The organism is Streptomyces sp. NPDC014991 (genome assembly GCF_043080665.1).
GTDB lineage: Bacteria > Actinomycetota > Actinomycetes > Streptomycetales > Streptomycetaceae > Streptomyces.
The window spans coordinates 60,291-73,904 of sequence record NZ_JBIBVY010000033.1 but is presented as its reverse complement, the minus strand read 5'-3'; the positions used below and the strand labels follow the sequence as shown (position 1 = coordinate 73,904).

General features: G+C 72.9%; 11 protein-coding genes and 1 pseudogene. 6 read left to right on the top strand and 6 right to left on the bottom strand.

Annotation, left to right across the window (positions count from 1 at the left end; translation table 11 throughout):
- Positions 1 to 91: 91 nt before the first annotated feature.
- Entirely contained in the window at positions 92 to 244 is a 153-nt protein-coding gene (locus tag ACF1BE_RS33210; RefSeq protein ID WP_392202711.1) for a hypothetical protein, read from the bottom strand.
- Between the two features lie 224 nt (positions 245 to 468).
- On the opposite strand from ACF1BE_RS33210, the gene ACF1BE_RS33205 reads away from it, so the two are divergent.
- On the top strand, positions 469 to 1,662 hold the full coding sequence (locus ACF1BE_RS33205; RefSeq protein WP_392202710.1) for a hypothetical protein: 1,194 nt from the start codon (positions 469 to 471) through the stop codon (positions 1,660 to 1,662).
- 174 nt (positions 1,663 to 1,836) lie between these two features.
- Positions 1,837 to 2,469 (top strand): AAA family ATPase, encoded by a 633-nt coding sequence (locus ACF1BE_RS33200; protein ID WP_392202709.1) that lies wholly within the window; start codon positions 1,837 to 1,839, stop codon positions 2,467 to 2,469.
- Between the two features lie 116 nt (positions 2,470 to 2,585).
- On the opposite strand, the gene ACF1BE_RS33195 is transcribed toward ACF1BE_RS33200, so the two are convergent.
- Both ACF1BE_RS33195 and ACF1BE_RS33190 read right to left on the bottom strand, forming a co-directional pair.
- Complete coding sequence (locus tag ACF1BE_RS33195; protein ID WP_392202708.1) at positions 2,586 to 3,029, bottom strand: glutaredoxin domain-containing protein; 444 nt, start codon at positions 3,027 to 3,029, stop codon at positions 2,586 to 2,588.
- 194 nt (positions 3,030 to 3,223) lie between these two features.
- A complete protein-coding gene (locus tag ACF1BE_RS33190; RefSeq protein ID WP_392202707.1) occupies positions 3,224 to 3,406 on the bottom strand; it encodes a hypothetical protein in 183 nt (60 codons plus the stop codon).
- Positions 3,407 to 4,193: 787 nt separating this feature from the next.
- On the opposite strand from ACF1BE_RS33190, the gene ACF1BE_RS33185 reads away from it, so the two are divergent.
- From ACF1BE_RS33185 to ACF1BE_RS33170, 4 genes are read left to right on the top strand one after another with little or no spacing between them, the layout of a single operon-like run.
- Positions 4,194 to 4,589, top strand: coding sequence for a CU044_2847 family protein (locus tag ACF1BE_RS33185; protein WP_392202706.1), 396 nt, complete (start codon positions 4,194 to 4,196; stop codon positions 4,587 to 4,589).
- Positions 4,590 to 4,592: 3 nt separating this feature from the next.
- Positions 4,593 to 6,743, top strand: coding sequence for a trypsin-like peptidase domain-containing protein (locus tag ACF1BE_RS33180; protein ID WP_392202705.1), 2,151 nt, complete (start codon positions 4,593 to 4,595; stop codon positions 6,741 to 6,743).
- A complete protein-coding gene (locus ACF1BE_RS33175) occupies positions 6,740 to 7,690 on the top strand; it encodes an AAA family ATPase (protein WP_392202704.1) in 951 nt (316 codons plus the stop codon). Before ACF1BE_RS33180 ends, ACF1BE_RS33175 begins: the two co-directional genes overlap by 4 nt.
- Positions 7,687 to 11,136, top strand: a complete 3,450-nt coding sequence (locus ACF1BE_RS33170) for an SAV_2336 N-terminal domain-related protein (protein WP_392202703.1) — start codon at positions 7,687 to 7,689, stop codon at positions 11,134 to 11,136. Before ACF1BE_RS33175 ends, ACF1BE_RS33170 begins: the two co-directional genes overlap by 4 nt.
- A 149-nt stretch (positions 11,137 to 11,285) precedes the next feature.
- Here ACF1BE_RS33170 and ACF1BE_RS33165 read toward each other — a convergent pair.
- The 3 genes and pseudogenes from ACF1BE_RS33165 to ACF1BE_RS33155 form a co-directional block, all read right to left on the bottom strand.
- A pseudogene (locus ACF1BE_RS33165) lies at positions 11,286 to 11,535 on the bottom strand (alcohol dehydrogenase catalytic domain-containing protein); the annotation flags it as partial.
- 116 nt (positions 11,536 to 11,651) lie between these two features.
- The gene (locus ACF1BE_RS33160; protein WP_392202702.1) at positions 11,652 to 12,290 is read right to left on the bottom strand and encodes a response regulator; all 639 of its coding nucleotides are present in this window, start codon (positions 12,288 to 12,290) and stop codon (positions 11,652 to 11,654) included.
- Positions 12,287 to 13,507 carry a sensor histidine kinase gene (locus ACF1BE_RS33155; RefSeq protein ID WP_392202701.1) on the bottom strand — a complete coding sequence of 407 codons (1,221 nt, stop codon included), beginning with the start codon at positions 13,505 to 13,507 and terminating at the stop codon, positions 12,287 to 12,289. The genes ACF1BE_RS33160 and ACF1BE_RS33155 overlap by 4 nt, the downstream gene beginning before the upstream one ends.
- Positions 13,508 to 13,614 lie beyond the last annotated feature (107 nt).

The window sequence follows — 13,614 nt, the reverse complement described above, 5'->3', positions numbered from 1 at the left end:
GGGCGGACGAACTCCCACTCGACATCAGACAGTTCATGGCGACGTATCACCCGACCATGATCCGCCACTCAAGATCTTTTGAAGACACGGCCTAGTGGTCTCTCGGTGGCAGACCGCTGACGGGCCTGCCATGTACCTTGCGGACCAGCATCACCAGCAGCGCGTAGAGGCACACCAGCCCGATGCCCGCGAAGGCAGCGATCACGTGCGCCACCTGAGGGTTCAGCTGCCCCAGCCAGCTCATCGCCGGGCCGCCTTTCGGGCGAGGTTCATGCTTCCAGGGTCGTACCGCCGCGGCCGGACGCCAACTCCAGGGACCAGCCGCACGCCCGCCGAACCGACGACGCACGACGCCTCGCCCGCCGCTCCGGCCAGGCCACCGGGCCGGTGACCGAAGTCGCCGCAGGCGCAGATCAGGCGCACTATCGGACCACGCCCGTCCCACGGCCCGAGGCGGTGAGAGGTGAGGTGAGACGTCGCTCGTTCCGGAGCGCGGCGCAGTGGTTCGGTGAGCCGCTGCCGAAGGAGCGCGTCGGTGTGCGTCGTCATCCGTCCGTGCGCGAGGCATGGCCCGCGCTCGTGATCTACGGCGCGGCCACGCTCCTGCACCTCGCCGTCCTGGCTGTCATGAACCCGCCGGACGGGCCCGGCCTCCGCGACCGCCTGCTCGCCTGGGACGGCCGGCTGTACACGGAGATCGCCGCACACGGCTATCCCGACGGTTTCACCTATTCGTCCACGGGCCGGCTCACCGGTAACGACCTCGCGTTCTTCCCGCTGTTCCCGTTACTGATCCGTGCCGTCCACACAGTGACCCGCCTCGACCACGGCACGGCCGCGATCGTCACCGCCAACCTGGCCTTCGCCACCGCGCTGATCACCGTCGACCTGCTGCTGACCCGGCTGCACGGACGGCGTACGGCCCGCATCGCGGTCGTGCTGCTCGCCGCGGCGCAACCCATGGCGCTCGTCTTCGTCATGGCCTACAGCGAGTCACTGTTCCTCGCCCTGGCCGCCGCCACCCTGCTGGCCACCCAACGGCGGGCGTGGCTCACCGCCGGCGCCTCCGCCATGCTGGCCGGTCTGACGCGGCCCGCCGGCGTGGCGGTCGTGGCGGCGCTCGCCGTCGCCGCCGCCCTGGACCTGGCGCGGACACGCCGACCCGCCTGGCGCCCCCTGGCGGCCGTCGCACTCGCCTGCACGGGCACGCCGAGCTACCTCTGGTGGGTGGGCCGGCGGGCCGGGCGGCCGGATGCCTGGTTCCGCATCGAGCAGGCCGGCTGGGACACCCGCTGGGACAGCGGCAGCTCCTTCCTGCGTTTCCTCGGTGAGACACTGGCACACGGCGACGGGTGGGTGCCCGTGAGCACGGCGGTCCTCCTGCTGGCCCTCGTCGACGCCACAGCCGTCACCTGGCGCCGGAACACCTGGCCACCCCTGCTCGTCTACGGCTCCGGCATCCTGATCCTGACGCTCGGACAGACCAGCTTCTACCACTCCAAGCTGCGCCTGATGATCCCTGCCGTGCTCTTCCTCATCCCCCTCGCCCGTGCCCTCGCCCGGGCACGGACCACCACGGTCGTGATCACTGTGACCGGCGGCGCGCTGTTCGGCTGCTGGTACGGCGCGTACATGCTCACCGTCTGGCCGTACGCGATCTGAGGGCGTGCCCCGTCCCGGGGACGTCGTGCCGCTCGAACAGCTTCGGCGAGCAGGGCCAGCAGCCGCGCCGACCACGTGACGCAGGCCCGACGAAGTACGGCGCGGCCGTCACACGCGGCCGGACCCGGTTCACCTCCGGCGGCCTGGCGGGTGAGTCCCCGTAGGGTCGGGTGCATGCTCTTGTGGATCAACGGCCCGTTCGGTGGCGGTAAGACGCAGACCGCGTACGAGCTTCGACGTCGGCTCGTGGACAGCGTCGTCTGCGACCCCGAACACGTCGGCTTCGGTCTGCACCGGATGATGCCCCCGCCCCTGCGCGGAGACTTCCAGGACCTCACGGCCTGGCGGCAGGGCGTGTTCGAAGTGCTGGACCATGTACTGCGCAAGCACCACGGGACGGTGATCGTGCCGATGACGGTGGTGGAGCCGGCGTACTTCCGGGAGATCGTCGGTCGGCTGCGCGAGCGCGGTCATGATGTCCGGCATGTCGCGCTGCTGGCCAGGCGTGAGACGGTGCTGCGACGGCTGCGCGAGCGCGGCTTCGGACACGCTGTCCAGCTGATGGCGGGGAAGAACGCCCCCTTGCGTCGGGAGAGCTTCGCCGTGTCGAAGCTCGACCTCTGCCTGGAGCGCCTGCGGGGAGAGGAGTTCGCGGAGCAGGTGTGGACCGACCACCTCACCGTGCCCGAGGTTGCCGAGCACGTTGCCGCAGCCGCCGGCCTGGCGCTCGTCCCGAACAGGGAGGGAGCGCTGCGAGGACGCGTGCGGCGGGCCTGGACAGGGATCAAGCACATTCGTTTCGACTGAGTGCGTTCTGCGGCTCGGGACAGTTCGCCACGGGGGAGTGGGTAGAGCGGGGACGCGGTCACGGCGGGGTGGCGGTGGTACGGGCGCCGCAGGCCTGCGGCCCGGTACGGCATCGCTCACCGGTCACGCGATGAGGGCAGCTGTTCGCGCACCCATGCGGGATCGGGGTTGACGTGCGGTTGACCCGCCACCAAGACGGTGGGCACGGTCTCGTTGCCGTCGTTGACCGCTCTCACCGCAGCCGCTCCGGCCGGGTCTCGCCAGATGTCGACCCAGTGCAACTGGCGAGCACTACGGCCCAACCGGATGCGCAGCCGCAGACAGTACGTGCACCCCGGCCGCCAGAAGACGATCGGCCGACCGTCGACGGTGCTGCGGTTCCGTGCCTCCAGCGCACCCATCGATCTCGGGAAGACCAGGGGCGAGTTCATGCCTGCGAGCAGCATGAACAGCAGCAGGACGAGTCCGGCCGCGCCGGGGCTCCCACTGGAGACCAGCCCCGTCGCGACCACTGACCCGCAGAGCAGAAGCAGTATCGGTAAGAACCAGACTCGCGTCATGGTGAGGCAGGCTAGCGCGAGGTCGAGACACCTCTCCGGACGCCTCCCGTGCGCCGAGAAGATCAGACTCGGCATCCAGCCCGTACGGCTCTCCGCCACAGGGCCGACGGCCGGAGTAGGGCAAGCGAATCGCCCCGAGGCGGCTTCGCCGCCCTTCGGCGGGTGCGCATCCCGGGGCCTGATTCGCTGACGGCTCAGGGCATGAAGAGGGCGATGAGTACAACCACCACGGCTACCAGCAGGATCACCATCCACACTGACTTGCCACCCCGGCGATTCCTCCGGTGGGTGTCTTCCGGTCCCCCTCCTCTCGGGCGGTCCTCCACGTACTGCGGATTGTCCGGGCGGTCACGTGTGTAGAAGTCGTCGTCGGCCATCTCGGGCTCCCCTCGTCTCTGAGGGCCGAGTTCCCCACCAGGGACGACGTGCACATCCGATTCGCGCCGCCCACCTAGGCCCTCTCGTTCGGATCATGCCGAACGACTCGACCGCGGGCTCGACGCCGTACTCGGCTCCCCCGCCTTCACGGCGCCCTCCGGCACGTCGGCAGCCCCGGAGACCGGCATCCTGCTCGCGATCGCCGACGCGGTGAGCCGTCGCCGGCCAGTTCCGTCTCGGTACCTCGGGCCGAGGTGGGGCGGAGGTCCTCCGCTCGACGACGGTGAAGAGGGTGTAGACGACGGCGGAGCGCCCCATCTCCTTCGGCACCCCTTCGTCAGTCATAGGGAGGGCGCTGTCCACCTGAGCTGTCCCGTCGGCCTCGCCGAGTGCCGCCGCGCACGTCCTGGGATGTCTGGAACCGCTGTCGGCGCATGGCATGCGCGCGCCACCGCCTGCGGGTGGTACCTCGCTGGTGACCCCGGCACTCGAACGAACAGCGCCGGGCACTACGTCGCGCTCCTGGAACCGGTGCCGCGCAGGACATGGTCGCGGCTGCCACCTGTTGTGATCGACCTGTGGCCGGGCGGCGGTGACCGGGGCGGCCGTGTCGGGGTGCCCGCCCGCCGGAGCGGCTGGCCCGGGCGGAGAGCAGCGCGACGGCGCCCTGCCTGGTCCGGGTCATGCCTTGAGCCGGTGCGGTCCTAGAGGCCCAAGGCATCGTTTCGGTAACCGAGTCGGACAAAGGACCGCGTCACGTGTGGGGTTCGGGCCGATAATGGTGGCGTGTCGACTTCACCCGATCTCGCGCTCTCCGACGGCACTCCGGTCCGTTTCCTGCTGACGCCCGGTGCGGGTGCGGTGTCTTCCGCCGTGGACGACGACCTCCCGGAAGGGATGGGCCGGGCCGTGCCGGTCGGCGCCCGCGGCCGCGCGGTGGCGAACTTCGCGGCCGACGCGCTGCGCGGTGCCCTGCGCCCGATCGGGCCGCTGTTGCAGGAGGTTCACAACGCGGCCATGGCGGTGCCCGAGCCACCCACCGAGCTGAGCGTCACCTTCGGCGTGCAGGTCGGGCAGGACCTCAAGTTCGGGATCGTCGGCGCGGCCGGGCAGGCGCATCTCACCGTCACGGCCAGCTGGAAGCCGGGTGCGGACGCCGGCGCGACGCCCGGCGCGGAGTGACGCGTGGGGTGGTTCCGTAACCGGTGGGACAGCTCCGACGACCCCTCCCGGCATGTCGTGACCGTCCGGCGCACCGAGGACGGCAAGCCCGCTGGGGCGGGCTTCGTACTGGGCCCCGACACCGTGCTGACGTGCGCGCACGTCGTCAACGCCGCCTTGGGCAGGGACATGTTCGACGCGCGGCCGCCGGGCCTCGACGAGGTTCCTGTGGAGGTGCGCGACGACGACATGGTGCGTGGCCGGCGGCTCCCCTCCCGAGTGGCCCACTGGATCCCGCCCCGCACCCGGGGCGGCGGGCCGGTGACCGCGGGCGCCGACGAATGGCTGGGCGACCTCGCGGTGCTGCGCGTGGACGCCCCGGCCGGCGGGTTACCGCCCCCGCCCCGCCAGGCCGCCATGACGGCCGGCCAGAAGGCGGAGGCCTGGCACGGCGGGGGCCGCGCCTCCACCCTCGCCCGACTCACCGTCTCCGCGCTGCACGGTCGCCTGGCTTACCTGGACGGCGCCCCCACCGGCATGGCCGTCGGCCCCGGCTACAGCGGCAGCCCCCTGTGGTGCCGGGAGGAGCGGGCCGTGGTCGGGCTGGTCGTCGGTCACTTCATGCCGGTGGATGCCGCCGGAGCACCGCTCGAACTCGGTTTCCAGGGCGTCGTCCGGCGCAGCTGGGCCGTGCCGTGGCAGGCCGTCGAGGCCGAACTGGGTCCCCTCGGGGTGCTGGACGGCGTCCGGCCCCGGCCGATCGAGCCGGACGACCCCGCCTTCGAGATGCTGCCCCGGGTGATCGAGGACGTGCTGCCCTCGCCGAGCGGACGCGGTGACTGCGCCCGTCGGCTGGCCCGGCTGTGCGGGGTGGAGCCCGGCAGCGACGTCGTACCGCCCACGCCCGAGGAGTTCGCCGCCTTCGTGCTGACGCATCCGCGCGCCCTGGCCGCGCTCACCGGGATTCTGCGCCGGGACGACCCGCGGGGCGCCGACCGGGTCCTGGCCGCCGGTACCCTGTCCCGCACACCGCGGCTGCTGACCGCGGCGGAGTACAAGGAACTGTGCGGACACCTGCGCGCCCTCCCCCCGGCCGTGCTGGGACGGTTCCCCGAGGTGGTCCGCGCCGCGTTACCGCACCTGGCGGCCCGGCACGGCGGCGAGACCCTGGACGCGCTGCTCGATCATCTGGAGACCCTCCCGGGGGACGGCCACGCGAGCGGTGACGAGTGCCGGGTGCCCGCGCTGCTGCGGGTAGTGGAATACGTCGGTGCCCTGTGCCCCGACACGCGGCGGGCGCAGCTGCGGCTCTGGGCGGACGGGGTGGCCCGGCGGCTGGGCGTCGAGAGGTCGGCGCTCGGCGAACGCCGCTTCGACGCCCAGGAGTGGGCGCGTGTGGCGCGCGTGCGCGCCACACGCGTGCGGGTCCTGGTGCAGGTGGCCGATGCCGGGCGGAACCGGCACCGGCTGCGGATTTGGTGTGATGAGGGGGCCGGGCCTCGGCAGGTGTCCACCGAGAGCGTGAAATCGTACTCGGCTTCGGAAGCGGCACGCCAGGTGCTGCGCGTGCTCGACTCGCTCACCCCTCCGGCCGAGGACGAGCGGCCACCCCTCGTGGAGGTCCTCGTGGACCGCGGTGGCCTCAACCTGCCCGTCGATGAGTGGACGGCCCGGGAGCATCCGGCCGAGCTGGTGCCCGGCGTGCTCGGGGTGGAGTTCCCGCTGGTCGTGCACTGCCCCGAACTCCTGGGCCGGAACGGGCGCTTCGTGTCCCGCTGGCGCAGCAGATGGAGCCGCCTCGACTCGGGCAAGGCGCTCGTCGTCTCCGAACCCACGGACCGGGACACGCTGTACTCCCGGCTCGTCAACCAACTCGACACGGTGCGCGTCTCCGTGGATGTACCGCCTGGTCCTCCCCGGGACCGCATCGTGCAGACGTGCCTGGCGCTGGGCATACCTGTGGTGATGTGGGACCGGCACGAGGACGGCCCGTCGCACAGCGTCCGGCACATGGCACAGGTCGCCACCCGGGAGTTGCCCGACGGCGTCCACGACTACCGGGCCAACGCCCGGGTCAATCCGCCCGAGTTCCCCGGTCGGCCGGTCCTCGCCTGGGCCGACGCGGACCGCACCGTCCCTCGTCTGCACCTGTCCGAGCCTCAGGAGGGCCCATGACATCCGCCGCCGGCGCCGATTGGCGTCTGTTCCGGGGCGACGGCGTTCCGCGGGCCGTCAACCTTCCCGTCGCCCCGCCCTGGCGGCGTTTCACCCCGGCACGGGCGACGCGTACGAAGCTGCCCTACGTGATCGATCCGCGTCATGCCGACATCGTCAACGCGGCCCTGCATCTGCGCCGTCCGCTGCTGGTGACCGGGCCCGCGGGCACCGGCAAGTCGTCCCTGGCCCGGGCCATCGCGCACGAACTGTGTCTGGGCGACCTGCTGCGCTGGTCCGTCACCAGCCGCTCCACCGTGCCGGACGCCTTGTACGTGTACGACGCTATCGGCCGGCTGCGGGAGACCACGCTCAGCCGGGACCGCACCGAGGACGAACCGTCCATCGGCCAGTTCATCCGGCTCGGGCCACTCGGTACGGCACTGGTGGCGTCCTCCGCCCCGCGCTGCCTGCTGGTGGACGAGATGGACAAGGGCGACGTCGACCTGCCCAACGACCTGCTCACCGTGTTCGAGGAGGGTTACTTCGAGATCAAGGAGCTGGTCCGGTTGCCGGAGGGCACGGCCGACGTGGAGGTGCAGACCTCCGACCACCGGGGCACCGTCCGGGTGCACCAGGGGCTGGTGCAGTGCGCCGAGTTCCCTGTCGTGATCATCACCAGCAACGGGGAGCGGGACTTCCCGCCCGCGTTCCTGCGCCGCTGTCTCCGGCTCGAACTGCCGGTGCCCGACGAGGAACGGCTGCGCACCATCGTCACCGCGCACCTCGGCGAGGAGGCGTTGCAGGAGGCGGACGACCTGATCGACGCCTTCCTGCGCCGCCGTGCACTGGGTGAACTGGCCACCGACCAGCTACTGAACGCCGTGTTCCTGCGCACCGGAGGTGTCGACCTGGAAGCGGACGGGTTGCTGGACGCCGTACTGCACCAGCTCACCGGGGCCATGTGACCGTGGCGGGTGGCGGCGAGCGGCTGACCGAGATGCTGCGGGTCCTGGCGGCCTGCGGCCACGACCTGGACGCGGACCAGATCCTCGACGTCCTCTGGCTCGCCCGCCGGCTGCCCGCGGGCACTGGCGCCCCGCTGCTGCGCGAACCGCCGCCTGCTGTGGGCCGCCCGGAGCCGGACCCCGTCCCCGAGCCCGGCCGGCCCGCCCCGCAGCAGGTGGCACCGGAACCCGACGACCCGGACCTGCCCGACCTCACCACCCCGTCCCTGTACGCGGCGGCCCGGCAGGCACCGGTACCCGAGGTGCGGCTCGCCGCGTCCCCGCCCGAGCCGCGGCGGGCGCTGCCGGTGCGGGTGCCCGAGAGCAAAGCCCTCGCCGACGAGCTGCAACTGGGGCGCGCGCTCCGGCCGTTGCGCCGCCGGCTCGACAGCCGCCACCGCACGGAGATCGACGAGGAGCGCACGGCGGCCCAGCTCGCCGAGACCGACCTGCCCGACGTGGTGGAGCGGCCGGTGCGGGAGCGCTGGCTGAATCTGGCGCTGCTCGTCGACGACGGTCTGTCGATGCTGCTGTGGCACCGGCTCGGCGCCGAACTGCGGACGCTGCTGGAGCGGTTGGGCGCCTTCGCCACCACCCGCGTCCTCGGCCTCGACACACGTGGTGCCCGCCAGCCCGTTCTGCGCGCCCGACCGTTCCGGCCGGACAGTGGTGTACTGCCGCTGAGTACCGTGAACGACCCCTCCGGGCGCACCCTTGTCCTCGTCGTCGGCGACGGCATGGGCGCCGCCTGGCGGTCCGGCGCGGTGCACCGGCTGCTGGCGGAGTGGGCTTCCCGCGGCCCGGTCGCGGTGTTGCAGACGCTGCCGCCGGACATGTGGGAGGCGTCAGGCATCGCCGCAGAGCGTTGGCAGGTCACCACCCGGCGGATCGGCGGAGCGAACGCGGCCTGGGAGGTGAGCGATCCGGTGCTGCCGCCGGAACTGTCCGCTTTCGAGGGTGTGCCGGTGCCCGTGCTGGAACCGACGCCCGAGTCGCTGCGAGCTTGGGCTCGGCTGCTGGCCTCACCCGGTGCCACCGCGGAGCTGCCGCTACTGACCCGCCCGGACCCGTATGGCAGTGTGGCCGCCGCCCGGGACCTGACCAGCGCCCAGCATTTCCGGGACGCGGCCACCCCGGAGGCATACAGGCTGGCGGCGCATCTCGCGGCGGTCTCCCCGCTGTCGGTGCCGGTGATGCGGCTGGTGCAGTCGGCGGTGCCGTGGCAGGCCACGACCTCGCACCTGGCGGAGGTGTTCCTGGGCGGTCTGGTCCGGCCCCATGCGGCGCCGGTGCCCGGCCCGCTGCCCGCCAAGCACCGGGTGTTCGATTTCACCGAGGAGTCCAAGGCAGTGCTGCTGGACTCGGTTCCGCAGGCCGAACTCCTGCGCACCGGTCGGCGCATCGGCCGACACCTGGAGGAACTCGCGGGCAGCTCGCCGGACTTCCCGGCCTGGCTGGCCCACCCGGACGGCTCCGCTCATCTGCCCGGCTCCCACCAGCCGTTCACCAGCGTCGAGCGCCGGCTGCTCGCCCGGTTCGGGGTGTCGTTCGATCGTGTGCCCGGCCTGCCCGGCCCGGAACCTGAGCGTGCCTCCGTGGCCACCGACGGATGGCAACCGCTGACCGACGCGGACCCGGCGCGGCTCGGCGCGTACACCTTGAGCGGCCGGCGCCGGGGCCGCCGTACGGTGCTGTACCGGGGCGTGGACGCGCACGGCACGGAGGCGGTGCTGCGTACGCCCCGGCCCGACCTGCCCGCGGCCAACGCCCAGTTGATCGCCGTGGAGGCGGAGGTGCTGGTCCGCCTCCAGGCGCAGTACGCGCCCGCGCTGCTCGCCACCGGACTGGAAGACTCCCCGCCGTGGCTGGCGATGACACCGGTCCGCGACCAGGACACCCCGGACGGGCAGCCGTCGCGGCTCTCGGAGGTGTTCGCCCGGTCCCTTCAGCGGCGCACCGCCCCCTTCGACCTGGTGCGCGGCCTGCTGGTGTCCTGGCATCTGGCGAACGCGCTCGCCCTGTGCCACGCGAGCGGTCTGGTGCCCGCCGACTTCGGCATGGACGGTGTGTACGTGCTGCGCCGCACCATCGTGCTCGGCGACCTGTCCGACTACGCCGTCGATGACCGGTACCTGGGTGCCGGGCCCGCGCCGACCGTCGCGGACAGCATGCGCGCGCTGGGGGCGATGCTCCAGCTCATCAGCAGCAAGGCGGGCGTGGAGCTACCGAATCTGCCGGAGGGCATGCACCTGTGGCAGGGGGACGGGTGGGAGACGCTGCGGCGCCTGGTGCTGCGCTGCCTGGACGACGACCCGGCCCGCCGCCCCACCGCCAGCGAGGTCGCCGACGCCCTCGCCAAGTACATCGCGCTCGCCCGGCTGCGGTACGACCAGGACACCCGATCGCCGGCCCCACCGGTGACCGGCCGGTCACCGCAACCCGTGCCGCTCACCCCGCCGGCCCTGCCCGGCCCGCCCCCTGCCGTCGACCGGGTGCTGCCCGTGCCCCGGTTCGGGCCGGCCCGCGTCGAACTGCGCAGACGCCTGGACCGGCTGCGTGTCCCGATGCCGCACAGCAGACGGGTGACGCTGGTCAGCGCCTACCACTACAGCGGCCGGGCCACCGCCACGGTCGCCCTGGGCTCGTTGCTGGCCGCCGCCCGGTCCGAGCCCGTGCTCGCGCTCGACGGAGCGGCCGCGCAGGGCACGCTCGGCTTCTTCCTGCCGCACGACCGCAATCGGGCCGTCCCGCGGGACCTGGCCGCGCTGCCACTCGGCCCCTCGTACGAGGAGGTCGGAGCGCACACCACGCGCCTGCCCTCGGGCCTCGAAGTGGTCGCGCACCGCTCGGACCACTACGGGCCCAGCTCCACGCACGCACAGGAGTATCTGCGGGTGCTGTCCCATACCGCGCCGTACTACGCGTTCGTCCTCACCGACTGGGCTCCGGTGAGGCTGGATGCGTCCACGGACGTGGTCCTGGACCACACGGACCAGCTGATCGTGTGCTGCGGCACCGCCGACTGGTTCCTGGACGCCGCGAAGCGCATGCTCGACCGGATCCGGGACGGCGGCCGACATCGCCTGGCGGATCAGGCGGTCGTCGTGGCCACCCGGACCGACGGCTCACACCGCCGTGGCCTCCCCGGCGACCTGCACCGGACTCTGCGCATCCAGGCCGATCAGGTGGTACAGGTACCGTTCGACCCCGCATTGCTGTCGGCGCGCTGGCAACTGAAGGACCTCCGTGCGGCCACCGTGGAAGCCTATCTCCGGCTTGCGGAGCTGGTCGTACGGCCGCTGTCAGAGCCTTCGACACCAGAGCCGCGCGAATCCAGGCGGGCTCGGGGGCGACCGGCCGGGCCGCGCGAGCGAGGGTGTGACGGTCCAGGTGGGCTCCCGGCCTGATCACCGGCCGGACCTCCGGTCCAGCCGAGCTCTGGCGTCTTTCCCGTCCCTCGTCCCGCCGGGCCGTGAGCCCATCACTGCCTCAGCCTCGTCGGCGGCACCGCGGGGCCATGGCCACTGCCCCCATAGCCGGGGCGGTACCGGGAGCGGTTGCGGCAATTCGCACAGGTGGTGTCGGAGCTGGCGAACGAACCGGCGACGAACCGGCCCGGCTCGACCGCAGCGGCCTCGGCTCCGACCTCCTCCACGAAGCCGACGTACCCAACGGCCCATCGGGTGCGGGTCACCGATCGGCTCCAGGCCGCGCCAGGGCGACAGGTCCGAGCCGCACACACAGGCGTGGACGGGTTCCACGACGACCCAGCACGGCGACCGGAGGACCCGCGCCCGCCAGTGGATCGCGGGTGAGTCACTCCTCGCGCGGCTGCTCGCGCGGTGGCGCAGCCGGCCCGCCCGGACCGCAGACGGGGGATCGGTGGTCTCCGCCTCACTCCAGGGGCCCGTACGCGCTCGGGTCAGCGGCGGATGAGGCCGAGGCCGGTGGCGGTGGCGACAGCGGCGGTGCGCGAGGCGACGCCGAGCTTGACGTAGATGCGGGCCAAGTGGGACTTGACGGTTCCTTCAGTCAGGTGGAGCCGGTTGCCGACGGCCTGGTTGGACAGACCGTCGGCGACCAGGGCGAGGACCTCGGTCTCGCGGCGGGTCAGGGCAGTGCCCGGCGTGCGCAACCGGTTCATCAGCCGGTCCGCGACGGCGGGCGCCAACGTGCTGCGTCCGGCGGCGGCGGTGCGGACCGCGGCGGCCAGGTCCTCGGGCGGGGCGTCCTTCAGGAGGTAGCCGGTGGCGCCGGCCTCGATGGCGGGCAGGGTGTCGGCGTCGGAGTCGTAGGTGGTGACGATCAGCACGCGGGGTGCGCCCGGACGAGCGGTGATCCGGGCGGTCGCTTCGGCACCGCCCAAGCCCTTGCCGAACTGCAGATCCATCAGCACGACGTCGATGTCACCGTCGGCGGCGCGAGTGACGGCGTCCTCGGCGGTGGCTGCTTCGGCCACGACGACGAGGCCGTGTTCGGTTTCCAGGACGGCGCGCAGCCCGGCGCGTACGACCGGGTGGTCGTCGGCCAGCAGCAGACGGAGAGGTGCGTCGTCGGTCACGGGCGGTCCTCGGGATCGGTCTCGGCGGGTGGAGTGAGGGGGAGCCGGGCGGCCAGAGCGGTGCCGTGGCCGGGCGCTGACGCGATGGTCAGGGAGCCGCCGAGGGCGTCCAAGCGGGCGCGCATGGCCGCGAGGCCGAAACCGCCGTTCTCGGGGTCGGGGGCGGGCAGTTGTCCGGGATCGAAGCCGCGCCCGTCGTCGACGACGTCGAGTGCGATGCGATCACCGAGGTAGCTGAGGGTGACCTCGGCGGCGGTGGCCCGGGCATGGCGGACCGTGTTCGCGAGGGCGGACTGGGTGACGCGCAGGAGGGCGACCTCGTGGGCGGTCGGCAGCGAGGTCGGGTCGCCGGTGAGGTGGAAGCGCGCGGTGAGGCGGTGGCGGGTGCCGGTGGTGGTGCACAGGCGTGCCAGCGCGTCCACCAGGGTGGCGCCTTCCAGAGTGGGCGGCGTCAGGGCGGCGACGAAGCGGCGGGCCTCGGCGAGGTTGTCCACGGCGGCCTGGCGGGCCGCGTCGACGTGGCGGGCGGCGACGTCGGGTCGCCCGGGCAGAGCGCGTTCGGCGGCGCGCAACAGCAGCTGGATGCTGGAGAAACCCTGCGCGAGGGTGTCATGGATCTCCCGGGCCAGACGTTCGCGTTCGGCGAGTACACCCGCGGTGTGCTGGGCCCGGGCCAGGTCGGCCCGGGTGGCGGTGAGCTCTTCGATCAGCTGCCTGCGCTGTTCGCTCTCCCGGTACAGGGCCTGGTACCCCCACACCACCGCGACGGCGACAGCGGCCCCGAGCACGGGGCCGATCCCCATGGCGGGGCCGAAGGCGTGCTGGTGGGCGGCGAAGCCGACGACGGCCGCCGCCGCGGTAGCGGCCACAGCGGCGAGCCCGGCTCGGCGCGGCAGCAGGTGGAGCTGGAGGAAGTACAGCGGGAACGCGACCCATACCGCATCGGGGGACAGGGCCAGCAGCACCAGCCACACGGCGCCCACGGCGGCCAGCCACCAGGCCGCGGCCCGCCGGGAGAGGCGGATGCGGGGCAGGAGCGGCCCGACGGCGTACACCAGGCCGCACGCCGACGCCGCGGCGGCGGTCGAACCGGCGTGCGGCCGGCCGGCGGCCACGGCCCGGCCGGCGGCCAGGACCAGCAGGCCGATGACCAGCAGGTGCAGGCACCAGGCCAGGGCCCGGGTGGTCGGGGTCAGGGCAGGGGCAGCGGTGTTCACAGTGCGTCCCAGGTTACGGAGGCCGGCGCCCGGCGTCCTCTGTCGAAAGTTGGAACCCGTGTGCCGCCTTCCGGCCCGCGAAGTGCCGTCCTGCGCCAGACGCGCCC